This window comes from Actinomadura latina NBRC 106108 (assembly GCF_001552195.1).
Taxonomy (GTDB): domain Bacteria; phylum Actinomycetota; class Actinomycetes; order Streptosporangiales; family Streptosporangiaceae; genus Spirillospora; species Spirillospora latina.
Genome location: NZ_BCQS01000005.1, coordinates 35,963 through 60,924, shown reverse-complemented (window position 1 = coordinate 60,924; position 24,962 = coordinate 35,963). Strand labels below are relative to the sequence as shown.

Genomic DNA, 24,962 nt, shown 5'->3' with positions numbered 1-24,962 from the left:
CCTACCGCAAGCGAAGTGGCAGCAATCAGCGGAAAAGGCAAACGGGCGCGCCAACCCTCGGAAGATCACCTCAGCCGTGCACCTGCAGCACCACCCTGAACCGATGAAAAGAGAACCTCAGCCAAGCGCGTGTCCTAAAGGTGTGCACCAGAGGGAAACCGGCATTCCGACCGAGGTTGCGCCTTCAACATGCGGAGGGTGACGGTGGTGTTCTCCGTGGTGGCGGAGGACGTCGTTGCGGAGGTGGCCGATGACGGGGCGGACGGGCGGCGGCCGGCGGCCGGTGATGCGGGACGATCCGCTCGCCGAGGACGGACGCGGGCTGCGGATCATCGACGCGCTGAGCCTGGAGTGGGGCGTGCGGCCGGATGGGGAGCGGACGGCGGTGTGGATGCGGTTCCCAGGGCCGCCGCCGCTCCGCTGGGACTAGCTTCGCGGCCTTCCAGCGTTAGCGGGGGCAGGGCTTCAGGTGGGGAGCCGGGATGCCGCCGTTCAGGCGGCCGCAGATCGGGGTGGACGTCGGTTCGCCCTTCTTCAGCATGACCTTGATCAGCGTCAGGTTGCGGTCGCCGGGGCCGTTCACCTTGTGCTGGTCGCCGCGGAAGTCGATGTCGCCCGTCGCGGCGCTGCGGACGTGCAGGTGGCGCAGCTCCAGTATGACGTCGCCGGACGTCACCGAGCGGCTGCCGGCCACGACGCCCGGCCCGGCGGCGGTGAGGCCGAGGTTCGTGAAGGCGTTCTGCGCGGCCTGGCCGAGGGCGACGGTGGCATCGTAGGTGAGGGCCATCTGGCCGTCCACGAGGAGCGGCTCGTTGGGACGGACGCGGGGTGCGCCGATGCCGAGGAGGCTGCGGGCGAGCGTGAAGAACCCGTTGGTCTGGTCGGCGTCGCCCGCGATCAGGAACGGCAGGTGGACGAACGCCGTGTGGTAGACGACGGTGTTCGCGGGCATCGGCACCTGGTGCGGGCCGGTCCCGAACCGGGTCTTGGTCACGTCGTCGCCGGCCAGCAGGACGAGGCGGTGCTGGGTGCAGCCGCCCCCGACGAGCCCGTTCATCAGGCCGGGAAGGTCCTCGGAGCGGCCGGCGAAGTAGACGAACGGGGCGGGCGCGGCCTCGCAGGCCGCCTTCACCTTGCCGGAGATGTCGCCGGTGCCGGTGTAGACGACGCGGTCGACGTCGCCGGGCGCGAGCGCGCGGGCGACGTCGTCGGCGATCTCGCGGCTGTAGGCGTCCTTGGACGGGCCCGGGGCGCGGTGGACGAGCATCAGGCGGGAGAGCGGACGGCCGTGCAGTTCGGCGCGGACGGCGGCGCGGATCGCGGCCGCCTCGTCGAAGTCGGTGGAGGCGAGGCCGTAGTAGTGCGGCAGTGCGGGGAGCTGGTCGGAGGAGTTGACGGTGTTGACGACCGGCAGCCCGGCGGAGATCAGTTCCTTGATGGCGGCCTGGGAGTTCTCGGTGTTGCGGCCGAAGCCGATGACGCCGACGAGGGTGGGGTCGCGGTGGGCGATGTCGAGGATGCGGTCGGCGGTCTCCTGGGAGAAGACCATGTTCTGCCCGGTGTTCGCGGGCAGGATGCGCAGCTTGAGCGGGTTGTTGACCTCGCCGGGCCGGCCGGAGCGGTTGTTGCGCTTCTGGGCGAGGTACACGCCGGCGAGTTCGCGGATGCTGCTGACGGTGAGGTCGCTCTGCCCGGGGCTGGCGGTGAACACGCCCGCGTAGACGGCGGTGACGTAGTGCTCGCCGGAGGCGAGGACGGCCTCGTTCTCCTCGTGGATGCGGCGCTGGAGGTCGGCGAGGGTGAGGCGCGAGCCGGTGTTGCGGCGGGACGGGCGGCGCTTCTCCGCGTCCAGGCCGATGCTGTCGCGGTCGCGCTCGAAGCGGACGCCGTGCGTGGACACCCCGACGCACTCGTGGCTGCCGTCGCCGTTGGTCTGCAGCCGGGTGTCGCCGTTCCAGCCGACGGGGAACCCGACGCTGCAGTACGTGGAGCGCAGGTGGGTCTGCACGTAGAGCAGGGCGAGCGTGAGGACCATGGCGGCGGCGACCAGGCTGCGCCACGACCACAGCCACGTCCAGCGGGGACGGCGCCGGACGGCGAAGGCGTCGGGGCGTCCGGCGGCGGGGTCGCCGGTCACCGGGATGCGCAGCAGGTAGGGCAGCGGGATCGATTCGCTGGGCCCCTGCGCGGTGCCGAGCGACGACCGCCACTCCTCGTACCGGTCGCGCGGGTCGCCGCCCGGTGCGGGCCCGCCGAACGCGTCGCGGGTGGCGGCGTCGATGGAGCCGATGACGATCAGCGGGTGGAACTCGCTGCGCCGGGCGCGGATGTCGCTGATCGCCGACAGCAGCGCGAGGCCGCCGTTGCCGCGTCCGACGCCGGACAGGAACACGACGGGCGGGGCCGGGCGCTTGAGGCCGCGCAGGTCCGGCGCGAGCCGCCGGTACTGGTCGCGCAGGTCCTCCAGCAGCGCGAACGTCTTGATCTGGAGCAGGAACCGGGCCGCGTCCGGCCGGGTGAGGCGCTCGCACACCCGGTGCAGGCGGCCTTCGAAGCCGAGGTCGTCACCGCCGTCGTCGCCGTCGCCGAGGACGGCGAAGAACGACGTCCGGGCGAACCAGCGGTACCGGCCGCCGAAGCCGAGGCGGGACAGGACGGGCAGCCAGATCCGCCGGGTCGACAGCCCCGCGACGACCAGCAGCACCGCGGCGAGGCAGCCGGCGGCGGTGAGCAGGATGAGGCTCGGCGTCTGCTCGGCGATGCCGCCGGCCAGCACGGCGATCATGGCGACGAGGGACCCGCCGACGGTGGTCCACCAGCCGGGGGCGCGCAGCGGCCCGCTCTGCCAGCGGAACAGCCGGGCCTGCTCGTTCCAGCGGTCGACGGCGGCGACGGGGGAGCGGCGGTACGGGGGCGGGGCGGGTGCGCCGTCCGGTCCGGGTTCGGCGGCCGCGGCCTGGATCGTCCGGATGAGGTCGGAGCGGGGGAAGCGCAGCCGGCCGAACGGCGACCGGGTGTGCGTCCACGTCAGCGGCTGGGAGATCGTGTCGGCCAGCGCGATCGCGGCGGTCTCCGCGCCGCCGGCCTCGCCGCCGGTCAGGTCGGCGGCGAGGCCGGGGGCGATCGCCGGCAGGCCCGTCTCGGCGGCGAGCCGCTTCAGTTCGTCGAGGTGCCGGCCGGGGGCGTCCGGGTCGTCGGCCGGTTCCAGGACGATGACCGGGTACGGGCGGGAGTCCAGCCGCCACGGGAGGCGCCCGGACATCCAGTCGAACAAAGCGAGGAGTCCGCGCCCGGACTCGGTGGGTCGGGGGTTGCCCACGGTTCAGCCTTCCGGAACGTGCTTCAGTGTTCCGGGAAAGCGTAGGGGCGCGGGTGTTCGTGCGTCATAAAGTGACGGCCCGATCACCGTCCGGTCTTGTCCGGTCAGTCGTCGCCGGTGATGGTGTTGAGGCGCTCCACGGCGCCGGCGAAGTCCTCGACCATGTCGTAGACGACCTGGCGGGCGGGCTTGACGGTGTTCATCAGGCCGACGCACTGGCCGACGAAGTAGTTGGCGAGGGCGCGGGCGCCCGGGTTGCCGGATTCGGCCACTTTGGTGATCTGCCGCATCGCGCCCTCGGCGACGATCATCTGCAGCGGCATGCCGAGGGGGCCGGGGCTTGCGGGGCCCTCCCACTCGTCCGTCCAGGCGGAGCGGAGCTGGCGGGCGGGCTTGCCGGTGCGGGACCGCGAGCGGATCGTGTCGCGGGACGTGGCGGCCAGCATCTTCTCCTTGACGGCCGGGGACGTCTCCGCCTCCTCCGTGGTGAGCCAGACCGAGCCGCACCAGACGCCGGACGCGCCGAGGGCGAGGGCGGCGGCCATCTGGCGTCCCGTGGCGATGCCGCCCGCGGCGAGGACGGGCACCGGCGCGACCGTGTCGACCACTTCGGGGACCAGGACCATCGTGGAGATCTCGCCGGTGTGGCCGCCGGCCTCGCCACCCTGCGCGATGATCAGGTCGACGCCGGCGGCGACCTGGCGGCGGGCGTGCTCGGACGTCCCGACGAGCGCGGCCACGGGGACGCCGGCCTCGCGGGCCTTCTCCACCATGAGCGGGGGAGGGGTGCCGAGGGCGCTGGCGATGAGGCCGATGGGGTGCGCGAGCGACACGTCGATCAGCTCGGACGCGCCCTGCTTGGTGACGCCCGTGCCGCCGCGGGCGTTCGAGCGCTTCGCCTTCTCGAAGTCGGGCAGCGGGACGTCGTACTTGTCGAACAGGCCGGTGAGGAACGCCCAGTGCTCCTCGGGGATCGCGGCGAGCATGGCGTCGAGGCCGCCGCCGCCCTCCGCCGACTTGTCGATCTTGCCGGGGACGAGGACGTCCACGCCGTAGGGGCGGCCGTTCACATGGTCGTCGATCCAGCGCAGCTCCTCTTCGAGCCGCTCGGGGCTGTAGGCCACGGCCCCGAGGACGCCGAAGCCGCCCGCGTTGGTGACGGCGGCGACGACGTCGCGGCAGTGGCTGAAGGCGAAGAGCGGGAACTCTATGCCGAATCGCTTGCAGACCTCGGTGTTCATGGTTCCGACGCTAACGGACCGAATGTCATTCGGTCTAGGGGCGGAACAGGATGTACGACTCGCCCTCGTCCGGGTGCTCGAACGCCGCGCGGAGGGGCAGCCCCTCGCGCAGGTCCTCGCGCGTGACGCCGTCCAGGCGGGCGTGCAGCCACGGACCCTCGGCCAGCTCGACCAGCGCCAGGTAGGCGGGCGGGTCCTTCGGCAGGACGGTCCAGGTCACGAGGGTCGCGGCGCCGCTCGCCTCCGCCCAGCCCAGGTCCTCGTCCCCGCACTCGGGGCAGCCGGACGCGTCCGGCGGGAACCACAGGTCGCACGACGGGCAGTGCTTGACGACGAGCCGGTCGGCGGCGGTGCCGTCGAAGAACGGGTCGGTCCGCCCGTCCCGCCGCAGAACGCCGATCTCCATGGGCTAGGCCCCCTTCTGGTGCGGGCTGACGATCAGCGTGGAGTGGTGGTCGAGGATGCCGCCGTTCCCGCTGACGAGGATCACGTCCCTGGACGGCGCCTGCCGCTCGCCGCCGTCCCCGCGCGCCTGGATCACGGCCTCCGACAGCGGCGTCATGCCCCACATGTAGTACGCCGACAGCTGCCCGCCGCCGGTGTTGGTCGGCAGCGACCCGCCGGGCCCGAGCGCGCCGGACGCGGCGAACGCGCCGCCCTCGCCCTTCGCGCAGAACCCGTAGTCCTCCAGCGACACCAGGACCGTGTAGGTGTAGCAGTCGTACAGCTCGCACACGTCCACGTCGGCGGGCGTGATCCCGGCCATCTTCATCGCCGTCGCGCCGGACGACGCCGCGCCGGTCGTGAGGCCGAAGTCGCTGCCGCGCTCCTTGCGGTGCCCGGGGTGCCCCTGCCCCCACCCCCACAGGTGGACGGGCGGGCGGGCCAGGTCGCGGGCCCGGTCGTCGCTCGTCACGATGACGGCGATGGCGCCGTTGGAGACGAGGCAGCAGTCCAGCAGGTGCAGCGGCTCGGACACCCACCGGGAGTTCTGGTGGTCGTCGATCGTGATCGGGTCGCGCATCTGGGCGAGCGGGTTGCGGGACGCCCAGTCGCGGGTCGAGACGGCGATCGCGCCGAGCTGCTCGCTGGTCGTCCCGTACCGGGCCATGTGCCGCTGGGCGGCGAGCGCGTAGAACGAGTTGACGCTGCGCAGCCCGAGCGCCGCCGTCATCCCGCCGAACCCGTACCACTCCGCCTTCCCGGGAGCGCCCCCGGACCCCGAGGGGGCGTCCCGGTTGTAGACCGAGCCCGCCGACCGCTTCGGCTTGAGCGGCGCGTCCGCGAACACGCAGGCCACGGTGGTCGCGGTCCCGCTGAGCACCGCCATCGCCGCGTAGGACACCATCGCCCCGGCCGTCGCGCCGAAGGAGTTGACCTGGGACAGCAGCCGCAGATCGCGCAGCCCGAGCGTGCCGGCCAGCTCGATGCCGGGGGAGCCGCCCATCCCGTGGCTGACCAGCAGCCCGTCCAGGTCGCCGAGCGCCAGCCCGGCGTCCCGCGCGGCGAGCCGCACCGCGTCGGCCGCGAGCCGTCGCGGGCTGCGCCCGTACACCTTGCCGAGCTCGGTCATGCCGAGTCCCGCGATCGAAGTGCCCCTGGGAATGCTCATCGCCTCGCTCTTCTCGTCCGTAAGTGCCACGGTACAGAACGACGTTCGGTGCTGGACGGGGCGGGGTGATCAGTAGCGGGCCCGGAACGGCCGGGACGAGCGTCGCCCGCGTCCCCGGGGCGACGGGGACGCGGGCGACGTGCCGGGGATCGCTCAGGAGGCCAGGACGGCCTGCAGGAAGTCCCGGGTGCGCTGCTCGGACGGCTCGCCGAAGATCTGGTCCGGCGGGCCCTCCTCCACGATCTGGCCCTGGTCGAACATCAGGACCCGGTTGGAGATGTCCTTGGCGAAGGCCATCTCGTGCGTGACGCACAGCATGGTGAGGTCGCTCTGCCGGGCGATGTCGCGCAGCAGGTCCTGGACGCCGACGACCAGCTCGGGGTCCAGGGCGGAGGTGACCTCGTCCAGCAGCAGCACCTTCGGCTGCATGGCGAGCGCCCGCGCGATCGCCACCCGCTGCTGCTGGCCGCCCGACAGCTGCGTCGGGTGCGCGTTCTCCTTGTCGGCGAGGCCCACCAGGTCCAGCAGGTCCTTGGCGCGCTCGACCGCCTCGTCTTTCGGCACCCCCAGCACGCGCACCGGACCCTCGGTGAGGTTGCGCAGCACGTTCATGTTGGGGAACAGGTTGAACTGCTGGAACACCATGCCGACCTGCTTGCGCATCTCGTGCAGGTGCTTCTGGTTCGCCGGGACGCGCTTGCCGCCCCGCTCCATGTGCCACAGCGTCTCGTCGCCGATCCAGATGACGCCCTCGTCGAGCGTCTCCAGCGTCATCAGCAGCCGCAGGATCGTGGTCTTGCCCGACCCGCTCGGCCCGATGAGCGTCACCCGCTCGCCGGGCGCCACGGTGAAGTCGAGCTCGCGGAGGACGACGTTGGAGCCGAACCGCTTGACCACCTTCTCGAAGCGGATTCCCGGCGCGGCGCCGTGCGGCAGCGGCGCCGCGTGCCCGCCCTTGGGCGCGTCCCCCTTCTGCGTGGAAACGCCCTTCTCGGTGACGGCGTCGTCCGCGGAGTCCGCCGCGGCGTCCTTGGGTGCTTCCGGTGTGGTCTCAGGTGGTGGCATAGCGCCTCTCCAAGCGGCGGACGAGTATCGAGGATATGACGCTCACCACGACGAACAACAGGCCCACCATGGTGATCGGCTCCAGGAACTGCAGGCTCTGCGCGCCGACCTTGTACGCGGAGAACAGCAGCTCCGGGACGTTGATCGCCAGCAGCATCGGCGAGTCCTTGAACATCGCGATCAGGTAGTTGCCGAGCGTCGGGATGACGCGCCGGATCGCCTGCGGCAGGATCACGTCCAGCCACACCCGCGACTTCGGCAGGTTCAGCGCGGTGCACGCCTCCCACTGCCCCTTCGGCACGTCCGCGATCCCGGCCCGGTAGACCTCCGCCGTGTACGTCGAGTAGTGGACCCCCAGCGTGATGATGCCCGCCGTGAGGGACCCGATCGTGATGCCCCATGCGGGCAGGACGAAGAACACGAAGTACAGCTGCGGGATCAGCGGCGTCGACCGGATGAACTCGGTGACCCACCGGACCGCCTGGTTGAAGACCCGGCTCGGCGTGCGGCGCAGCAGCGTCCACACCAGGCCGAGGACGATCGCGATCACGTAGCCGGCCAGCGTCGCGGTGACCGTGTAGCGCAGGCCGCTCAGCAGGTCGGGGAGGATGTCCCCGGAGTACTGCCAGTCCCAGCTCATCAGCCGGCCACCCCCGCTCCCGGGGCGCCCGCCGCGACCGTCCCGAGGGACGGCTCACTGGGCAGCCTGCGGCCGAGCATGCGGTCCACGCGGCGCTCGGCGTAGCGGACGAACAGCTGCAGCACCTGCGCGATGATGAAGTACAGGACCAGGACCACCGAGAACGCCGCGACGGTCTCGCCGGTGCTGCCCTGGATGTTCTTCGAGACGCGGGTCAGGTCGACGAGCCCGACCAGGGACACGATGGCCGTTCCCTTCATCAGCTCGATGAGCAGGTTGCCGAACGGCGGCAGCATCAGCGCGAACGCCTGCGGCAGCAGCACGCGCCGCAGCCGCTGGAACGGCGTGAAGTTCAGTGCGACCGTCGCCTCGTACTGCGCCTTCGGGACGGCGTTGATCGAGCCGCGCACCACCTCCGCGCCGTAGGCGCCGACGTTCAGGCCGAGGGCCAGCACGGCCGCGAACATCGTGGAGAACCGGAGGCCGATGAGCGGGAGCGCGTAGAAGAACCAGAACAGCAGCACCAGCGTGGCGTTGCCGCGGAAGAACTCCACGTACACCCGGTTCAGCACGCGCACCCACGCGTGGCGCGAGGTGCCCGCCATGCCGAACAGCAAGGCGAGCACCAGCGCCAGCGCGCCACCGAGGAGGGTGAGCCGGACCGTGACCCACGCGCCGTCCAGCCACTGGGGGTAGCTGTCGAGGACGTCGGACACGCGGGATCAGCCCTTGCAGAACTTGGCGGAGGTGTCGTCCGGGCCCGGCATGTCGTCCTGGGTGAACCCGAAGGGCTGCAGGATCGGCAGCAGCCCGTTCTGCTGCTTGAGCTTGTCCAGCTGGCCGTTCCAGGCGGTGACCAGGTCCGAGTCGGCCTTGCGGAACGCGAACGCGCCGGCGCCCAGCTGCTCCTTGCCGTCGATGACCGGGGTGAACGGGTCCGTCACCTCGAAGCCCTCGCCCTTGTGCTTGGACAGCAGGTCGGCCAGCGAGATGCGGGTCAGCCAGATGCAGTCGATGCGCCCGGCCTTGAGGCCCTCGAAGGCGCTCGCCTGGTCGGCGAACGTCTTGATGTCGCCCTTCTTCACGCCGGTGCTCTCGGCGTAGCCGGCCTCGACCGCGCCGGTGAGGACGCCGACCTTGGCGCCCTTCGCGGCCGGGTCCTTCTCGTTCTTCAGGCCCTTCGGGTTGCCCTCCTTGACCATGAACGCGCTCTTGGCGACGTACTCGGGGTTCGCGAACGCCGCGGACGCGCACCGCTCCGGCGTGATGAACATGCCGGCGGCGATCGCGTCGAACCGCTTGGCGTTGAGCCCGGCGATCAGGCCGCCGAAGTCGACCTGGACGCCCTTGATCTCGTCGATGCCGAGGTTCTTGAAGATGGCGCGGGCCAGCTCGGGCGCCTCACCGGTCAGCTTCCCGGACTTGTCGGTGTAGCCGTAGGGCGCCTCGTTCGCGAAGCCCACCGTGATCGAGCCGGCGTCCTTGGCCTTCTGCAGCGTGCCGCCGCCCGACTTCTCCGTCTCCGGATCCGTCGTGGAGCAGCCCGCCGCGGCCAGCGGCGCCGCGGCGGACAGCAGCACGGCGGTGCGGAGGAAGTCTCTTCTCGAAGAAGTCATCGTTGAACTCCTGTCGGTGTGCCGTCGCGCCCGCGAGGGCCTGGCAGGGCCCCCGCGGGCGCGGGGCGAGCGGTCGGGGTTATCGAATTGTTGTCACCCGGTCAGCCGGCCACAGGGGTGAAATCGCGTGCCCCGATGAACGCGGGACGGGGCGCGGGCGCCGAGAACGGCTCGCCGCACGTGTTCTCAACGCTATTGAACACGATGAACACGTTGGATCGGGGGAAGGGAGTGATGTTGCCGTTGGAGCCGTGCATGCAGTTGCAGTCGAACAGGGTCGCGGAGCCCGCCGAGCCGGTGAACAGCTCGATCCCGTGCTTGTCTGCCAGGATCGAGAGGCTGTTGGGGTCGGGCGTACCGATCTCCTGGCCGCGCAGGGACTCCTTGTAGTGGTCGTCGGGGGTCTGTCCCACGCACGCCACGAAGGTCTTGTGCGAGCCAGGCATAATCATTAGCCCGCCATTGTGCACGAAATTCTCGGTGAGCGCTATGGAAATGCTCACCGCGCGCATCCGCGGCATGCCGTCCTCGGCGTGCCAGGTCTCGAAGTCGGAGTGCCAGTAGAAGTCCTTGCCGGTGAACCCCGGCTTGTAGTTGACCCGGCTCTGGTGGACGTACACGTCCGAGCCGAGGATCTGCCGGGCGCGGCCGGCGACGCGCGGGTCGCGGACGAGCCCGGCGAAGACCTCACTGATCCGGTGGACCTCGAAGATGGAGCGGACCTCGTTCGAGCCGCGCTCGGTGACCGTGCGCTCGTCGGCCAGGATCTCCGGGTCGGACGACAGCCGGCGCAGCTCGGCGCGGTAGTCCTCGACCTCCTCCGGCGCGAGCAGCTGGTCGACGGACAGGAAGCCGTTGGCCTCGAACGAGTCAAGGGTGGCGCCATCGATCGGCCCGTCCTGCGGCGTGCCGTACACGACCGGGTCCTGCCGGTACAGCAGCGCCGCCTCGGCGGCCTTCCGGGTGGGGTAGGCGTCGTCGATCGTCGGATGGGACTCGATGATGCTCATGCGTCCTCCTCAGTCAGCAGCGGATAGACACCGTTCTCGTCATGGACCTCCCGGCCGGTGCAGGGCGGGTTGAAGACGCACACGGTCTTGACGTCCGTGTGCGCGCGCAGCGTGTGGTGCTCGTGGCCGTCCAGCAGGTACATCACGCCCGGCCGGATCTCGTGCTTCTCACCGGTCTCGTCGTCGGTGAGCTCGCCGTGGCCCTCGATGCAGTAGACGGCCTCGATGTGGTTCGCGTACCACATCTTCGTCTCGGTCCCCGCGTACAGAATCGTCTCGTGCAGCGAGAAGCCGACGCCCTCCTTGGCGAGCACGAACCGCCGGCTGCACCAGGTGGGCGCCTGGACGTCGCGCTCGGTGCCGACGATCTCGTCAAGGGAACGAACGATCATTGATCTCCTCTTTCCTGTGGTGCCGGGCGGCGGCTCAGACCGTGACCTTCGCCCGGACGGCCTCGACCGAGTCCGCGATGATCTCCAGGCCGCGGGCCAGCTCGGCCTCCGTCGTGGTGAGCGGCGGCAGCAGCTTGACGACCTCGCCCTCGGGGCCGGACGTCTCCATCAGCAGCCCGCGCGCGAACGCCTCCCCGCACACCTTGGGAGCCGTCTCCGGGTCCTTCATCACCAGGCCCCACGCCAGGCCCCGGCCGCGGACGCCGTCGATCGCGCCGGCGTGCGCGAGCGCGATCTCCTCCAGCGCCGCCTGGACCTGCTGGCCCTTGGCGAGGGTCTGCTTCTCGAAGTCGTCGCCGGTCCAGTAGTCCTCCAGCGCGGCGACGGCGGTGACGAACGCCGGGTTGAAGCCGCGGAAGGTGCCGTTGTGCTCGCCCGGCTCCCACACGTCCAGTTCCCGCTTCATGAGCGTGACCGCGAACGGCAGCCCGTAGCCGCTGAGGGACTTGGACAGGCAGACGATGTCCGGGGTGATCCCGGCCTCTTCGAAGCTGAAGAACGACCCGGTGCGGCCGCAGCCCATCTGGACGTCGTCGACGATGAGCAGGATGTCGTGCCGGCGGCACAGGTCCTGCAGGCCGCGCAGCCACTCGGCAGTGGCGACGTTGATGCCTCCCTCGCCCTGCACGGTCTCCACGATGACGGCGGCGGGCTTGTCCAGGCCGCTGCCGCTGTCGTCCAGCATCGTGTCGAACAGCAGGAAGTCGGGCGTGCGCCCGTCGAGGTAGTTGTCGTAGGGCATCGCGACGCCGTGCCCGAGCGGCACGCCCGCGCCGGTGCGCTTCATCGAGTTCCCGGTGACGGCGAGCGCGCCGAGCGTCATCCCGTGGAATGCGTTGGTGAAGCTGACGACGGTCTCCCGGCCGGTGTACTTCCGCGCGAGTTTCAGCGCCGCCTCGACCGAGTTGTTGCCCGCGGGGCCGGGGAACTGGACCTTGTAGTCGAGCCCGCGCGGCTCCAGTACGTACTCGTTGAATCGTTCCAGGAACTCCCGCTTGGCCGCGGTGTACATGTCGAGGCTGTGCACGATCGCGTCACTGGCGAGATAGTCCAGCAGCCGGCGTTTCAGCTCCGGGTTGTTGTGCCCGTAGTTGAGCGTCCCTGCGCCGGCGAAGAAGTCAAGATACGTTTTGCCGTTCTCGTCGGTCATGTGGCTGCCCTGCGCGGTGGTGAACACCGTGGGCCACCCTCGGCAGTAGCCGCGGACTTCCGATTCCAGGCGGGCGAAAACGTCCATGTCTGCCTCCAGGCAGTCGGGGTGGGGAGCGGGTGGGGGAGTGCTTGGGTCAGTTCGCGGCGGCGATCGGGCCGATCCTGAAGAGCACCTCGGGCTCGTGTCCCCCATCGGGGAAGTGCTCCGCGCCGAACAGCGGGCTGCGGGCGAGCTCGCACCCGCGGTCCCGGGCGAACGAGGCGAACATCGCGGTGGAAGCGGTGTTGCCCGGCGTGACGGTGGCCTCCATGTACCGGTGCCCGCGGGGGGCGAGCCGGTCGGCGAGCCGGTCGAGCATGCGGCGGGCGAGGCCCTGGCCGCGGTGGCCGCGGTCCACGGCGACCTGCCACACGAAGAACGTGTCGGGGCTGGCCGGCCGGACGTAGCCGGTGATGAAACCGCACGGGACGCCGCCGTCGAGCGCCACCACGGAAGTGTCCGCGAAATCGCGGCACCAAAGCGTGTAGCTGTACGGCGAGTTGACGTCCAGAACCTGTGAGTCCCGGGCGATCCGCCACAGCCCCGGGCCGTCGGAGAGGCTCGGCTCCTGGAGTTGCACTTCCGCGTTCGTCTCGTTCCTGTCGGGGCGTCGAGTCGGTGATTCCAGGGGTTGCGCTGCCATGTCCAGGCAACTTAGCGAATCTCGCGCCGTGATCGCAGATGATTGTTATCTGGGAGATGTTTAGCGGCGCGGTGCACTGGGTAGGGTTAAACGCTTTGCCGAATTCGGTGCAATTCGAGCGGCGTCCGTGCGGGCGGTGGTCCGCCTTTCCCGTTGATACGCAGGAGGTACTGCCGAATGCGCGGGAGAGGGCGCCGGGACGCTTCCTGAACGTCAGCTTAATGTTCTGACATCGCTTGGCGAGCAGTTCTGTGTATCGGTTGTGTGAGGTAAGTCACTCAGATTGCCTGTCAACGGTGCCGGTGCGGCGAGCGTCACGTCGCATCGGGCGAGGTCGTCCGGTCGCGGTCGGCCTGGGACGGGTGGGAACCACGGCGTTCACGGGCGTTCTGGGAGCCCCGGCTTGCTTGCCTTCAAGGGGCAGGTTCACTGGCCGGACGGTAAGCCGCAGGTTGCCGGGGAGTAAGAAAATGGGAATTTCGGGCCGGAACGAGCCGGCCGGGGCCCGGCGTCGCCGCCGAACCCCGGCTCTGTTCCGGACCTCTGGAATACGCTTTATGGCGTGTCCGGATTTACCGGGCGGCGAAGCGGTCGGTGGCCTCGATCAGATGATGAAGTATGCCCGGTTCGCTGAACGCGTGGCCCGCGTCGTCGACGATATGGAAATCGGCCTCCGGCCAGGCGCGGTGCAGATCCCACGCCGTCGCCACCGGAGTGCAGACGTCGTAGCGGCCCTGCACGATCACCGCGGGGATGTGGCGGATCCTGTCCACGTCCCGGATGAGCTGCTCGTCCTCGAAGAACCCCTCGTTGACGAAGTAGTGGTTCTCGATGCGGGCGAACGCCACCGCGTAGTCCGGCTCGCCGAACGCCCCGGCGAGCTCGGCGTCCGGCCGCAGCGTGATCGTCGAGCCCTCCCACGTCGACCACGCCTTCGCCGCCGCGACCCGCACGTCCCGGTCCTTGGAGTTGAGCCGCTCGTTGAACGCCGAGAGGAGGTCCTCCCGCTCGTCCTCGGGGATCGGCTCGACGTACTTCTCCCACAGGTCGGGGAAGAGCAGGGACGCGCCCTCCTGGTAGAACCAGTACAGCTCGAACGGCCGCAGCGTGAAGATGCCGCGCAGCACCAGCCCGCTCACCCGCTCCGGATGCGTCTGCGCGTACGCCAGCGACAGCGCGCTGCCCCAGCTCCCGCCGAACACGAGCCAGCGGTCGATGCCCAGGTGCTCCCGCAGCCGCTCCATGTCCGCCACGAGGTTCCAGGTGGTGTTCGCCTCGAGCGACACCTCCGGGTCCTTCGCGTGCGGCAGGCTGCGCCCGCAGTTGCGCTGGTCGAACAGGACGATCCGGTACGCCTCGGGGTCGAACTGCCGGCGGTGCGCCGGGCTGCAGCCGGCCCCCGGCCCGCCGTGCACCATCACCGCGGGCTTGCCGGCGGGGTTCCCGCAGACCTCCCAGTAGATCTGATCGCCGTCGCCGACGTCGAGCAGCCCGGATTCGTGCGGCTCGATCGGCGGATACAGGGTGCGAAGCTCCATGGGGCGCGATTGTCCCACCCGCCGCGTCCGCCGGCCGGATGTGACCCGCGGCACCGTGATGCGGCCCGTACCGGCCGCCATCAGGCGTCCGGCATGCGCGAACGCCTCGGGGGAGTCGAGAGAGTAAACCCCAAACTGGGCAAACGCTCCGCTGGTCGGGACTAGAGTGCCTCTAGTGAGCGAAGCGAGGAGCCACAGGGCCGGCAGCGGAGCGAACGAGATGTGCACAACGACCCCCGCGAACGCGGCCGCGCGCCGCCGGGCGAGGAGACACGTGAGTCAAGTGACGAGCCGTCCGAGGAAAGCGGCGAGCGGGCCGGGCGGCGCGATGCCGGCCGCCGGGCTCCCGGCCGTGAGGCGAGGAGAACGGTGAGCGAGCTGAACGGATCGGGCGGCAACCGCGGCGTCCCGGACGCGGCCGCGCCCTGGCCCGCCATGGGCCGCGACCCGGGACGCGCGCCCGAGGGCGCGCTGCCGGCCGCCCAGCAGCCGATCCAGATGGCCAAGCCCGGACAGCATGCCCAGGGCGCGCAGCCCGCGCAGCACCCGCAGGGCGGCCAGGGCGGCCAGCATGGGCAGCACGGCCGGCACGGGCAGGGCGGCGAGCTGGTGCTCGCCTCCGAGGGGCAGCCCGAGGCCCAGCCGTGGGACATGGTCGAGCGGCTCCGCCAGATGGCCGACCTCATCGGCGACGCGCTCGCCGCCGGGGAGCGCAAGGTCAACGAGGCGCAGACCGAGATCGCCTCGCAGGTCGCGGTCGTCCAGCAGGAGAAGGAGGCGGCGCAGCGGGACGCGGCGGCCGCCTGGGGCGAGGTGCAGCGCGCCCGAGGCCAGGCCGAGCAGGCCGAGCGCCGTGCCGTCGAGGCCGAGCGGCGCCTCGGCGATGCCCAGAACGAGACGGCCTCGCAGGTCGCGGTCGTCCAGCAGGAGAAGGAGGCGGCGCAGCGGGACGCGGCGGCCGCCTGGGGCGAGGTGCAGCGCGCCCGAGGCCAGGCCGAGCAGGCCGACCGCCGCGCCGTCGAGGCCGAGCGGCAGCTCGCCGAGGCCGAACGCCGCGTCGCCGAGGTCCAGAACGAGGCCGTCACGCAGATCGCCGCGCTCCAGACCGAGAAGGAGAACACGCAGCGCGACGCCGCCGCCGCCTGGAACCAGGCCCAGCAGGGGCGCGCCCAGGCCGACCAGGCCCGCGCCCAGGCCGACCAGGCCCGCGCTCAGATGGAGCAGGTGCAGGCCCAGGTCGAGCAGGCCGAGCGCCGCGCCGCCGAGGCCGAGGCCACCGTCCGCCAGGCGATCCAGCAACGCGACGCCATGAGCGAGGCCCGCGACGACGCCCTGCGCGCCGTCGAGGACGCCACCGGCGGCCGCCGCGCCGCCGAGTCCGAGCGCGACCGCGTCGCCGAGCAGGCCGCGGACCTGTCCCGGGCGCTGGAGACCGCGCACGGCGAGCTCGCGCAGCTGCGCGCCAAGGTGACCGACGCCGAGATGACGGCGCAGAACCTGCAGCACGCCGTCGTCTCCGCGGGCCAGGAGGTCGACGAGTCGCGGCGCCGCGCCGAGGTCGCCGAGCGCCGGGCGCAGGAGATCGAGCGCCGCGCCCAGGAGGCCGAGCGCCGGGCGCAGGACGCCGAGCGCCGCCTCCAGGAGGCGTCCCAGCGCGCGGACGTCGCCGAGGCCGAGCGCCAGCAGGCCCTCGACACCGCCGCCCAGTCGCTCGAAGCCGCGAAGAAGGCCGAGCGGGAGCGCGACGCCAACGCCAAGTCCAGGGAGGCCGCCGAGCGGACCCGGGAGGGGGCCGTCCAGGCGCAGGCCCGCGCCGAGTCCGAGCTCACCCTCGCCCGGGGCCGCGCCGACCAGGCCGGCCGCGAGCGCGACAAGGCGGTGACCGGGATGCGGCAGATGGCCGCCGAACGCGACGCCATCGCCGAGAAGCTCGCCGAACGCGACCAGTGGGTCGACCAGCTCGCCCAGGCCGTCACCGAGCAGCGCGCCCAGATCGCCGAGCTGTCCCAGGAGCGCGACGCGGCCCGGCAGGCCGCCGACCAGGCGCGCTCCCTGATCGACGAGCTGACCCGCCAGCTGCGCACCATCATGCCGAGCGCCGCGACCCCCCGCCTCTAGGGCGGCGGCGGCCGCGGTTGCCGCGGGCGGCGTCCGGCCTGGGCGATTCACTTGTTATCCTGGTGGCCCGTGGACAGTGAGACTCGTCCGCCTCATCACGACCACGGGAGCGCCTTCTTGCCATCGGCAGCCATTGGTAGACCACGTCCTACCAAGCATCTCTTCGTCACCGGCGGTGTCGCCTCCAGCCTCGGCAAGGGACTGACGGCGTCCAGCCTGGGGCGGCTTCTCACGCTTCGCGGCCTCCGGGTCACCATGCAGAAGCTCGACCCCTACCTCAACGTCGACCCCGGCACGATGAACCCGTTCCAGCACGGCGAGGTGTTCGTCACCGACGACGGCGCCGAGACCGACCTAGACATCGGGCACTACGAGCGGTTCCTCGACACCGAACTGCACGGGTCGGCGAACGTGACCACCGGCCAGGTCTACTCCAGCGTGATCGCCAGGGAGCGGCGCGGGGAGTACCTCGGCGACACCGTCCAGGTGATCCCGCACATCACCAACGAGATCAAGGACCGGATCCGCGGGATGGCCGAGGACGGCGACGTCGACATCGTCATCACCGAGGTGGGCGGCACGGTCGGCGACATCGAGTCGCTGCCGTTCCTGGAGTCGGTCCGGCAGATCCGGCACGAGATCGGCCGGGAGAACTGCTTCTTCCTGCACGTGTCGCTGCTGCCCTACATCGGGCCGTCCGGGGAGCTGAAGACCAAGCCGACGCAGCACTCGGTCGCCGCGCTGCGCTCCATCGGCATCCAGCCCGACGCGATCGTGTGCCGGTCCGACCGGCCGATCACCGACGGGCTCAAGCACAAGATCAGCCTGATGTGCGACGTGGACCGCGAGGCCGTCGTGTCGGCCGTGGACGCGGCGTCCATCTACGACATCCCGAAGGTGCTGCACTCCGAGGGACTGGACGCCTACGTGGTGCGCCGCCTCGACCTGCCGTTCCGCGACGTCGACTGGGGCGCGTGGGACGAGCTGCTCCGCCGTGTCCACAAGCCCGCGCGGGAGGTGACGATCGCGCTGGTCGGCAAGTACATCGACCTGCCGGACGCGTACCTGTCGGTCACCGAGGCGCTGCGGCACGGCGGGTTCGGCAACGACGCCAAGGTGCACATCCGCTGGGTGAAGAGCGACGACTGCGAGACCCCCGAGGGCGCCAAGCAGGAGCTGGACGGCGTCGACGGCGTGCTCGTCCCCGGCGGGTTCGGGGTGCGCGGCATCGAGGGCAAGCTCGGCGCCGTCCGGCACGCCCGGGAGAACCGGATCCCGCTGCTCGGCATCTGCCTCGGCCTGCAGTGCATGGTCATCGAGGCGGCCCGGACGCTCGGCGGGCTCGCCGACGCGGGCAGCGCCGAGTTCGACGCCACCACCGCCCACCCGGTCGTCGCGACGATGTCCGACCAGCTCGACGTCGTCGCCGGGGAGCGCGACATGGGCGGGACGATGCGGCTCGGCCTGTACCCGGCCGATCTCGCCGACGGCTCGGTCGTGCGGGAGCTGTACGGGGAGGCGAAGGTGTCCGAGCGGCACCGGCACCGCTACGAGGTCAACAACGCCTACCGCGACCAGCTGGAGGAGGCGGGGCTGCGGTTCTCGGGCCTGTCCCCGGACGGGCGGCTCGTCGAGTACGTGGAGCTGCCCCGCGACCGGCACCCGTTCTTCGTCGGCACGCAGGCGCACCCGGAGTTCCGGTCCCGCCCGACGCGCCCGCACCCGCTGTTCACCGGGCTGATCGCCGCCGCCCTGGACTACGCCGAGCAGCGCGCGGGCGACGCGTGAGCGGGGACCTCGGCCCCGGCGACGTCCGCGACCGCCCCGAGCGCTGGAAGGTCCTGGAGTCGTCCACGGCCTTCCAGGGGCCGGTGTTCTCCGTCCGGCGCGACCAGGTGGAGATGCCGCGCGGCGACGGCACCGAGCCCGTCGGCCGCGACGTGGTCGAGCACATCGGCGCCGTCGGCGTCCTCGCCCTCGACGACCGCGACCGGGTGCTGCTGCTGCGGCAGTACCGGCATCCGGTCGGGCGGCTGCTGTGGGAGGCGCCCGCCGGGCTGCGGGACGTCGACGGCGAGCCGCTGCACAGGCTCGCCGGGCGCGAGCTGCTGGAGGAGGCCGGCTACCGGGCCGGGCGGTGGGACACGCTCGTCGACGTGTACACCTCGCCCGGCATGGCCGACGAGCGCGTCCGGATCTTCCTGGCCCGCGACCTCGCCGAGGTGCCCGCCGACGAGATCGACTTCGAGCGCGTCCACGAGGAGGCCGACATGCCGGTCGTGTGGGTGCCGCTGGACGAGGCGGTCCGCAAGGTCCTCGGCGGCGAGCTGCACAACATGACCGCCTGCATGGGGGTGCTCGCGGTGCGGGCGGCGCGCGACTCCGGTTTCCGGGACCTGCGGCCCGCCGACGCGCCCGAGGACTGAGGCCCGATGAGGTCCCCCTCCGGCGGCGGAGGGGGCATGATGGGCGGGTCCGCGGAGTCCACGGCCGGAAGAGGTGCCGCACTGTCCCCGAGCCCGTCCCCCCGGAGTGCCGCACAGGACGCGGGCACGGTCTCCGCGCTCGGCTCGGCCGTGCGGACGTATCTGGGGCACCTGGCCGTCGAGCGGGGCCTGGCCGCCAACACGCTCAGCTCCTACCGCCGCGACCTGCGCCGCTACGTCGAGGTGCAGGACGCGCGGGGGCGCGCGGCGATCGGCGAGATCACCGAGGACGACGTCCGCGCGTTCCTGGCCGGGCTCCGGGAGGGCGACGCCGGCCATCCGCCGCTGTCGGCGGGGTCGGCGGCGCGGGCGCTCGTCGCCGTGCGGGGCCTGCACCGGTTCGCGCTGCGGGAGGGCCTCGCCGCCGGCGACCCCGCCCACGGCGTCAAGCCGCCCACGCCGCCGCGCCGGCTGCCGAAGGCCATCTCGGCGGCGGACGTGGAGCGGCTGCTCGCGGTGGCCGCCGGCGATCCGGGCACGGCGCGGGGCCTGCGCGACCGCGCGCTGCTGGAACTGCTGTACGGGTCGGGCGCGCGGATCTCCGAGGCCGTCGGCCTGGACGTCGACGACCTCGACCTGCGCGACGGGTTCGCGCGCGTCGCCGGCAAGGGCGGCAAGGCCAGGGTGGTGCCCATCGGCGACTACGCCCGCGACGCGGTGGACGCCTACCTGGTGCGCGCCCGGCCGGAACTCGCGGGGACGGGGCGGGGCGGCCCGGCGCTGTTCCTGAACGCGCGCGGGGGGCGGCTGTCGCGGCAGGGCGCCTGGATGGTGCTGCGCGCCGCGGCCGACCGGGCGCACCTGTCGGAGGTGTCCCCGCACACGCTGCGGCACTCGTTCGCGACCCATCTGCTGGACGGCGGGGCCGACGTCCGCGTCGTCCAGGAACTCCTGGGGCATGCGTCCGTGACGACGACGCAGGTCTACACTCTGGTGACGGTCCAGCTGCTGCGCGAGGTGTACGCGACGTCGCACCCGCGAGCGCGAAGCTGACCCGAGGGGCGTGCATCGCGGGACGAATCGGACGGACCGGCACGCCGACAAATCGCGACGTTCGTCGCGCGTCGGCTTGAGCGACGGGGTGGACGGCCCTAGAGTCCCCGTTCTGGATGGCATTTCCGGGCCGCCGGGGAGGGATCTGGTGACCAGCACTAACGGTACGGAGGGGGTCCTCTCCTCCGCCACCATAGAGACCGACCCGAGCCGCGCCCTCGGGCCCACGCAGCGACCCGTGCCGGTGTTCCCGGAGCCGGAGCCGCTGCCCGAGCACGGCCCCGCGCGGATCGTGGCCGTCTGCAACCAGAAGGGCGGCGTCGGCAAGACCACGACGACGATCAACCTGGGCGCGGCGCTCGCCGAGTACGGCCGCCGGGTCCTGCTCGTCGACTTCGACCCGCAGGGCGCCCTCTCGGTCGGCCTCGGCAAGGGGGACCCGCGCCAGCTCGAGCTGACGATCCACAACATGCTGCTCGAACGCGACACCGAGTGGGAGGACATCGTCATCGAGACCGGCGTCGACGGGATGGAGCTCCTGCCGAGCAACATCGACCTGTCCGGCGCCGAGGTCCAGCTCGTCCACGAGGTCGGCCGCGAGTACATCCTGCAGGGGGCGCTGAAGTCGGCGATCCCGCACTACGACTACATCCTCATCGACTGCCAGCCGTCGCTCGGCCTGCTGACCATCAACGCGCTGGCGGCGAGCGAGGGCGTGCTGATCCCGCTGGAGTGCGAGTACTTCGCGATGCGCGGCGTCGCGCTGCTGATGGAGACCATCGAGAAGGTGCAGGGCCGGATCAACCCCGACCTGGTCATCGACGGCGTCCTCGGCACCATGTACGACTCGCGGACGCTGCACACCCGCGAGGTCCTCGGCCGCATCGTCGAGGCGTTCGGCGACAAGGTGTTCCACACCGTCATCAACCGGACGGTGCGCTTCCCGGACGCGACGGTCGCCGGGGAGCCGATCACGTTCTTCGACCCGAGCTCGATGGGCGCGAACGCGTACCGGAGCCTGGCACGGGAGGTCCTCGTGCGCTGGGCCGAGACCGAGTGAGCCGCCCGGGAGTCTCCTGACTGAGGGCGCCCCCGCCGGCCCCCTGCGGCGCGGAGAGCCTCGTCCGCCGCCGGCCGGGCGGTGGCCGGCCCGTGCGGGCCGCGCGCCGGGCGTGGGACGATGTGGCCGGTGAGCACAGCGCGGGAGGAGCACTCCGCTACCGTGAGCGACGTGGACGAGACGTCGCCGGAGCCCGAGCGGGCCGACGGGCAGGAGGACGGGCAGGAGCAGGGCTTCCGCGTCCACCTGGACAACTTCGAGGGCCCGTTCGACCTGCTGCTCGGCCTGATCTCCAAACACAAGCTCGACATCACCGAAGTGTCGCTGCACAAGGTCACCGACGACTTCATCGCGCACATCCGCTCCTACGGCCGGGACTGGGACCTCGACCAGGCCAGCCACTTCCTGCTCGTCGCCGCGACGCTGCTGGACCTGAAGGCCGCGCGGCTGCTGCCGTCCGGCGAGGTCGACGACGAGGACGACCTGGCGCTGCTGGAGGCCCGCGACCTGCTGTTCGCGCGGCTGCTGCAGTACCGCGCCTACAAGGAGGTCGCGCAGGTCCTCGCCGCGCGGATCGCCGACGCGAGCCGGCGGTTCCCGCGCCTCGTGCCGATGGAGCCGAAGTTCGCGAACCTGCTGCCGGAGGTGCTGCTCGGCCTCGGCCCGGAGGAGTTCGCGCGGCTCGCCGCGCGGGCCCTCGCGCCGAAGGCGCCGCCCGCGGTGTCGGTCGAGCACATGTACCAGCCGAAGGCCAGCGTCAAGGAGCAGGCCGCGATCGTCGTGGAGATGCTCCGCAGGCTGCGCCGGACGACGTTCCGCGTCCTCGCCGCCGACGCGGAGGGCACCTACGAGGTCGTCGCGCGGTTCCTGGCGGTGCTGGAGCTGTACCGGGAGCAGGCCGTCACGTTCGAGCAGGACGAGCCCCTCGGCGAGCTGCACGTGACCTGGACCGGTGCCGACGACGGCGACGTCGAGGTCGGCGACGACTACGAGGGCGCCCCGAAGAAGGACCCTGCCGAGAAGGATCCTGCCGAGAAGGACGACGGCCAGAAGGACGGGGAAGGCGACGATGACTGAGGAAACCGCCGCGGACGCGCCGGAGCTCCCGGGGCTGCGCGCCTCGATCGAGGCGATCCTGCTGGTCGTGGACGAGCCGGTCACCGTGATGACGCTGGCGCAGCTGCTGGAGCGCCCGCGCGGCGAGGTCACCGAGACGCTGCGGGAGCTGGCCGCGGAATACACCGGGCAGGGCCGCGGGTTCGATCTCAGGGAGGTCGCCGGCGGCTGGCGGTTCTACACCCGGGACGTGTGCGCCCCGGTCGTGGAGCGGTTCGTCACCGACGGGCAGCAGGCGCGGCTGACGCAGGCCGCGCTGGAGACGCTCGCCGTCGTCGCCTACCGGCAGCCGGTGAGCCGTGCCCGCGTGTCGGCGATCCGCGGGGTCAACAGCGACGGCGTCATCCGGACGCTGACGCTGCGCGGCCTGATCGAGGACGCCGGGCAGGACCCGGAGTCGCAGGCGCACCTCTACCGGACCACCGGGTACTTCCTGGAGCGCCTCGGCCTCCGCGACCTCGACGAGCTGCCCGAGCTCGCCCCCTACCTGCCCGATGACCTGCCAGACGACATAGTGGATAGCTGAGGATTCGTGAGCGACAACGAGGGCGTGCGGCTGCAGAAGGTCCTGGCCGAGGCCGGGATCGGCAGCCGCCGCCACTGCGAGGAGCTGATCGGCGAGGGCCGCGTCACCGTGAACGGGGAGAAGGTCTTCCGGTTCGGTGAGCGCGTCGACCCGCGGACCGCCGTCATCCACGTGGACGGCAAGCGCGTCGAGACCCGCGCCGAGATGCGCTACTACGCGATCAACAAGCCGCGCGGCGTGGTGTCCACGATGTCGGACGAGCGGGGCCGCAAGTCCCTCGCCGACTACGTGGAGGTGCCCGAGCGGCTGTTCCACGTCGGCCGGCTCGACACCGACACCGAGGGCCTGATCCTCCTCACCAACGACGGCGAGCTGTCGCACCGGCTCACCCACCCGTCCTACGGGGTCTACAAGACCTACCTGGCGGAGATCCACGGACCGGTCCCGCGCGACCTCGGCAAGCGGCTGAGGGCGGGCGTGACGCTGGAGGACGGGCCCGCCAAGGCCGACAAGTTCCGCATCTTCGACCAGGTCGGCCGCCGCGTGCTGGTGGAGATCACCCTCCACGAGGGCCGCAAGCACATCGTCCGGCGGCTGCTGAAGGAGGTCGGGTTCCCCGTCCAGCAGCTCGCCCGCATAGAGTTCGGGCCGATCAAGCTGGGGTCGCTGAAGCCGGGCGGGATGCGCGCGCTGACCGTGCGGGAGATCGGCGAGCTGTACGAGGCCGTCGGGCTGTAGGACGCCGGACGCGAGGAGACGGGAGGACGACTGTGGCGGTACGGGCGGTCCGCGGGGCCACGCAGATCGACGCCGACGACCGGGACCAGATCCTGGAGGCGACGACGGAGCTGGTCTCGGAGGTGATGACCCGCAACGGGCTGACCACCGACGACGTGATCAGCGTCATCTTCACGGTGACGCCGGACCTGACGGCGGAGTTCCCGGCGCTCGCCGCCCGCAAGCTCGGCTTCCACGAGGTGCCGCTGCTGTGCGCGACCGAGATCGGCGTCCCCGGCGCGCTGCCCCGGGTGATCAGGCTGATGGCGCACATCGAGACCGGCCGCCCCCGCTCCGGCGTCCAGCACGTGTACCTGCGCGGCGCGACGGCGCTGCGCCTCGACATCGCACAGTGAGGCTTCGGACGTGCACAGTGAGGCTTCGGACGTGAGTGGGCACGGGAGGGCGGCGCGGCGGATCGTCGTGGTCGGGACGGGCCTGATCGGGACGTCGATCGCGCTGGCGATGCGCGAGCGCGGCGCCGAGGTGCTGCTGACCGACCGGGATTCGGCGGCGCTGTCGCTGGCCGTGGAGCTGGGCGCCGGTGCGGCGCTGCCGGACGGGGCGCACGAGGAGCCCGCCGACCTGGCGGTGCTGGCGGTGCCGCCGGCCGCCGTGGCGGTGACGCTGCTGGACGCGCAGAAGCGCGGCCTCGCCACCGCCTACACCGATGTGGCGAGCGTGAAGGCGCTGCCGCTGGCGCAGGCGGCGGAGCTGGGCTGCGACCTGACGACGTTCGTGGCGGGGCATCCCCTCGCCGGGAGCGAGCGGTCGGGCCCGAGCGCCGCCCGCGCGGACCTGTTCCTCGGCCGCCCGTGGGCGCTGTGCGCGCCCCCGGAGGCGACGCCGGAGACCGTCGAGGTCGTCACCGGCCTGGCGAAGGCGTGCGGGGCGATGCCGGTCCAGGTGGACGCCGCCGAGCACGACCGCGCCGTCGCGCTCGTCTCGCACGGCCCGCATGTGGTGTCGGCCGCCGTCGCGGCCCGGCTGACCGGCGCGGACGACGTGGCGCTGGGCCTGTCCGGGCAGGGCGTCCGGGACGTGACCCGGATCGCGGCGAGCGACCCGCGGCTGTGGATCGGCATCCTGTCGGCGAACTCCCAGCCCGTCGCGGACGTGCTGGAGGCCGTCGCCACCGACCTCGCGGTGGCGGCGTCGCTGCTGCGCGACGGCAGCGAGGAGGCCGCCGCGCATGTCGCGGACCTGCTGCTGCGCGGCAACGCGGGCCGGTCCCGCATCCCCGGCAAGCACGGCGGCGACCAGCCCGCGTACGCGACCGTCCAGGTGGTCATCCCGGACCGTCCCGGCGAGCTGGCGATGATCTTCCAGGCGGCGGGGATCGCGGGGGTGAACATCGAGGACGTGACGATCGAGCACTCGCCGGGCCGCCCGCTCGGCGTGCTGGAGCTGTCGGTCGTCCCGGAGGCCGCCGAACGCCTCGCGGCCGAACTCCGCGCCCGCGGCTGGTCCGTCCCCGGCTAGTCCCGGAGACCGGTAGCCTGGTTCGCCGGGGCTTGTCCGGGGGGACACCTGTGCGCCGGTGCGGCGGCGAGCGCCG

Annotated in this window: 24 protein-coding genes; 11 read left to right on the top strand and 13 right to left on the bottom strand. The window is 71.9% G+C overall.

Translation table 11 applies throughout. The annotated features are described in order from the left end of the window. Positions 1 to 250 precede the first annotated feature (250 nt). On the top strand, positions 251 to 430 hold the full coding sequence (locus AL2_RS06630) for an ATP-binding protein (RefSeq protein WP_067630898.1): 180 nt from the start codon (positions 251 to 253) through the stop codon (positions 428 to 430). An 18-nt stretch (positions 431 to 448) separates the two neighbouring features. Here AL2_RS06630 and AL2_RS06625 read toward each other — a convergent pair whose 3' ends face one another. The 13 genes from AL2_RS06625 to pip all read right to left on the bottom strand — a co-directional run bounded on the left by AL2_RS06625 (position 449) and on the right by pip (position 14,328). After that, positions 449 to 3,319 (bottom strand): hypothetical protein, encoded by a 2,871-nt coding sequence (locus tag AL2_RS06625; protein WP_157438043.1) that lies wholly within the window; start codon positions 3,317 to 3,319, stop codon positions 449 to 451. 104 nt (positions 3,320 to 3,423) lie between these two features. Next, positions 3,424 to 4,560, bottom strand: a complete 1,137-nt coding sequence (locus tag AL2_RS06620; RefSeq protein WP_067630893.1) for an NAD(P)H-dependent flavin oxidoreductase — start codon at positions 4,558 to 4,560, stop codon at positions 3,424 to 3,426. A 34-nt stretch (positions 4,561 to 4,594) separates the two neighbouring features. After that, positions 4,595 to 4,966 carry a Zn-ribbon domain-containing OB-fold protein gene (locus tag AL2_RS06615; RefSeq protein WP_067630891.1) on the bottom strand — a complete coding sequence of 124 codons (372 nt, stop codon included), beginning with the start codon at positions 4,964 to 4,966 and terminating at the stop codon, positions 4,595 to 4,597. 3 nt (positions 4,967 to 4,969) lie between these two features. Then, positions 4,970 to 6,172, bottom strand: coding sequence for a thiolase family protein (locus AL2_RS06610; protein ID WP_067630888.1), 1,203 nt, complete (start codon positions 6,170 to 6,172; stop codon positions 4,970 to 4,972). 153 nt (positions 6,173 to 6,325) lie between these two features. Then, positions 6,326 to 7,237 (bottom strand): ectoine/hydroxyectoine ABC transporter ATP-binding protein EhuA, encoded by a 912-nt coding sequence (ehuA, locus tag AL2_RS06605; protein WP_083946118.1) that lies wholly within the window; start codon positions 7,235 to 7,237, stop codon positions 6,326 to 6,328. After that, positions 7,224 to 7,877, bottom strand: coding sequence for an ectoine/hydroxyectoine ABC transporter permease subunit EhuD (ehuD, locus tag AL2_RS06600; RefSeq protein ID WP_174550819.1), 654 nt, complete (start codon positions 7,875 to 7,877; stop codon positions 7,224 to 7,226). Before ehuD ends, ehuA begins: the two co-directional genes overlap by 14 nt. Next, a complete protein-coding gene (gene ehuC, locus AL2_RS06595) occupies positions 7,877 to 8,593 on the bottom strand; it encodes an ectoine/hydroxyectoine ABC transporter permease subunit EhuC (protein ID WP_067630883.1) in 717 nt (238 codons plus the stop codon). The genes ehuD and ehuC overlap by 1 nt, the downstream gene beginning before the upstream one ends. Before the next feature lie 6 nt (positions 8,594 to 8,599). Further along, positions 8,600 to 9,493: an ectoine/hydroxyectoine ABC transporter substrate-binding protein EhuB gene (gene ehuB / locus AL2_RS06590; protein ID WP_067630881.1), complete on the bottom strand. Its 894-nt coding sequence runs from the start codon at positions 9,491 to 9,493 to the stop codon at positions 8,600 to 8,602. Positions 9,494 to 9,594: 101 nt separating this feature from the next. Next, on the bottom strand, positions 9,595 to 10,503 hold the full coding sequence (gene thpD, locus AL2_RS06585; RefSeq protein WP_067630879.1) for an ectoine hydroxylase: 909 nt from the start codon (positions 10,501 to 10,503) through the stop codon (positions 9,595 to 9,597). Next, positions 10,500 to 10,895, bottom strand: coding sequence for an ectoine synthase (locus AL2_RS06580; RefSeq protein ID WP_067630876.1), 396 nt, complete (start codon positions 10,893 to 10,895; stop codon positions 10,500 to 10,502). The genes thpD and AL2_RS06580 overlap by 4 nt, the downstream gene beginning before the upstream one ends. Before the next feature lie 34 nt (positions 10,896 to 10,929). Continuing rightward, positions 10,930 to 12,192, bottom strand: a complete 1,263-nt coding sequence (ectB, locus tag AL2_RS06575) for a diaminobutyrate--2-oxoglutarate transaminase (RefSeq protein ID WP_067630873.1) — start codon at positions 12,190 to 12,192, stop codon at positions 10,930 to 10,932. A gap of 49 nt (positions 12,193 to 12,241) precedes the next feature. After that, positions 12,242 to 12,790 (bottom strand): diaminobutyrate acetyltransferase, encoded by a 549-nt coding sequence (ectA, locus tag AL2_RS06570; RefSeq protein ID WP_083946116.1) that lies wholly within the window; start codon positions 12,788 to 12,790, stop codon positions 12,242 to 12,244. A 572-nt stretch (positions 12,791 to 13,362) separates the two neighbouring features. Further along, a complete protein-coding gene (pip, locus tag AL2_RS06565) occupies positions 13,363 to 14,328 on the bottom strand; it encodes a prolyl aminopeptidase (protein WP_067630868.1) in 966 nt (321 codons plus the stop codon). A gap of 369 nt (positions 14,329 to 14,697) precedes the next feature. On the opposite strand from pip, the gene AL2_RS06560 reads away from it, so the two are divergent. The 10 genes from AL2_RS06560 to AL2_RS06515 all read left to right on the top strand — a co-directional run bounded on the left by AL2_RS06560 (position 14,698) and on the right by AL2_RS06515 (position 24,886). Then, on the top strand, positions 14,698 to 16,446 hold the full coding sequence (locus tag AL2_RS06560; RefSeq protein WP_067630865.1) for a coiled-coil domain-containing protein: 1,749 nt from the start codon (positions 14,698 to 14,700) through the stop codon (positions 16,444 to 16,446). 117 nt (positions 16,447 to 16,563) lie between these two features. Next, positions 16,564 to 18,234 (top strand): CTP synthase, encoded by a 1,671-nt coding sequence (gene pyrG / locus AL2_RS06555; protein ID WP_174550823.1) that lies wholly within the window; start codon positions 16,564 to 16,566, stop codon positions 18,232 to 18,234. Continuing rightward, positions 18,231 to 18,872 carry an NUDIX domain-containing protein gene (locus AL2_RS06550; protein ID WP_067630863.1) on the top strand — a complete coding sequence of 214 codons (642 nt, stop codon included), beginning with the start codon at positions 18,231 to 18,233 and terminating at the stop codon, positions 18,870 to 18,872. Before pyrG ends, AL2_RS06550 begins: the two co-directional genes overlap by 4 nt. A 39-nt stretch (positions 18,873 to 18,911) precedes the next feature. Then, complete coding sequence (locus AL2_RS06545; protein WP_083946114.1) at positions 18,912 to 19,925, top strand: site-specific tyrosine recombinase XerD; 1,014 nt, start codon at positions 18,912 to 18,914, stop codon at positions 19,923 to 19,925. 193 nt (positions 19,926 to 20,118) lie between these two features. Further along, positions 20,119 to 20,985: a ParA family protein gene (locus AL2_RS06540; protein WP_245666509.1), complete on the top strand. Its 867-nt coding sequence runs from the start codon at positions 20,119 to 20,121 to the stop codon at positions 20,983 to 20,985. 171 nt (positions 20,986 to 21,156) lie between these two features. Then, the gene (locus tag AL2_RS06535; protein ID WP_067632373.1) at positions 21,157 to 22,062 is read left to right on the top strand and encodes a segregation and condensation protein A; all 906 of its coding nucleotides are present in this window, start codon (positions 21,157 to 21,159) and stop codon (positions 22,060 to 22,062) included. Next, positions 22,055 to 22,627 carry an SMC-Scp complex subunit ScpB gene (scpB, locus tag AL2_RS06530; protein ID WP_067630857.1) on the top strand — a complete coding sequence of 191 codons (573 nt, stop codon included), beginning with the start codon at positions 22,055 to 22,057 and terminating at the stop codon, positions 22,625 to 22,627. The genes AL2_RS06535 and scpB overlap by 8 nt, the downstream gene beginning before the upstream one ends. A 6-nt stretch (positions 22,628 to 22,633) precedes the next feature. After that, on the top strand, positions 22,634 to 23,365 hold the full coding sequence (locus AL2_RS06525) for a pseudouridine synthase (protein ID WP_067630854.1): 732 nt from the start codon (positions 22,634 to 22,636) through the stop codon (positions 23,363 to 23,365). Between the two features lie 32 nt (positions 23,366 to 23,397). Continuing rightward, positions 23,398 to 23,760 (top strand): chorismate mutase, encoded by a 363-nt coding sequence (aroH, locus tag AL2_RS06520; protein ID WP_067630852.1) that lies wholly within the window; start codon positions 23,398 to 23,400, stop codon positions 23,758 to 23,760. 31 nt (positions 23,761 to 23,791) lie between these two features. After that, on the top strand, positions 23,792 to 24,886 hold the full coding sequence (locus tag AL2_RS06515; protein ID WP_083946108.1) for a prephenate dehydrogenase: 1,095 nt from the start codon (positions 23,792 to 23,794) through the stop codon (positions 24,884 to 24,886). Positions 24,887 to 24,962 lie beyond the last annotated feature (76 nt).

Excerpts from the sequence above, each read along its gene's own strand:
- pip (WP_067630868.1), bottom strand. The coding sequence starts at position 14,328 with ATGGAGCTTCGCACCCTGTATCCGCCGATCGAGCCGCACGAATCCGGG.
- AL2_RS06610 (WP_067630888.1), bottom strand. The coding sequence starts at position 6,172 with ATGAGCATTCCCAGGGGCACTTCGATCGCGGGACTCGGCATGACCGAG.
- AL2_RS06620 (WP_067630893.1), bottom strand. The coding sequence starts at position 4,560 with ATGAACACCGAGGTCTGCAAGCGATTCGGCATAGAGTTCCCGCTCTTC.
- ehuA (WP_083946118.1), bottom strand. The coding sequence starts at position 7,237 with ATGCCACCACCTGAGACCACACCGGAAGCACCCAAGGACGCCGCGGCG.
- AL2_RS06615 (WP_067630891.1), bottom strand. The coding sequence starts at position 4,966 with ATGGAGATCGGCGTTCTGCGGCGGGACGGGCGGACCGACCCGTTCTTC.
- ehuB (WP_067630881.1), bottom strand. The coding sequence starts at position 9,493 with ATGACTTCTTCGAGAAGAGACTTCCTCCGCACCGCCGTGCTGCTGTCC.
- ehuD (WP_174550819.1), bottom strand. The coding sequence starts at position 7,877 with ATGAGCTGGGACTGGCAGTACTCCGGGGACATCCTCCCCGACCTGCTG.
- ectB (WP_067630873.1), bottom strand. The coding sequence starts at position 12,192 with ATGGACGTTTTCGCCCGCCTGGAATCGGAAGTCCGCGGCTACTGCCGA.
- AL2_RS06545 (WP_083946114.1), top strand. The coding sequence starts at position 18,912 with ATGGGCGGGTCCGCGGAGTCCACGGCCGGAAGAGGTGCCGCACTGTCC.
- scpB (WP_067630857.1), top strand. The coding sequence starts at position 22,055 with ATGACTGAGGAAACCGCCGCGGACGCGCCGGAGCTCCCGGGGCTGCGC.
- thpD (WP_067630879.1), bottom strand. The coding sequence starts at position 10,503 with ATGAGCATCATCGAGTCCCATCCGACGATCGACGACGCCTACCCCACC.
- AL2_RS06580 (WP_067630876.1), bottom strand. The coding sequence starts at position 10,895 with ATGATCGTTCGTTCCCTTGACGAGATCGTCGGCACCGAGCGCGACGTC.
- AL2_RS06630 (WP_067630898.1), top strand. The coding sequence starts at position 251 with ATGACGGGGCGGACGGGCGGCGGCCGGCGGCCGGTGATGCGGGACGAT.
- ectA (WP_083946116.1), bottom strand. The coding sequence starts at position 12,790 with ATGGCAGCGCAACCCCTGGAATCACCGACTCGACGCCCCGACAGGAAC.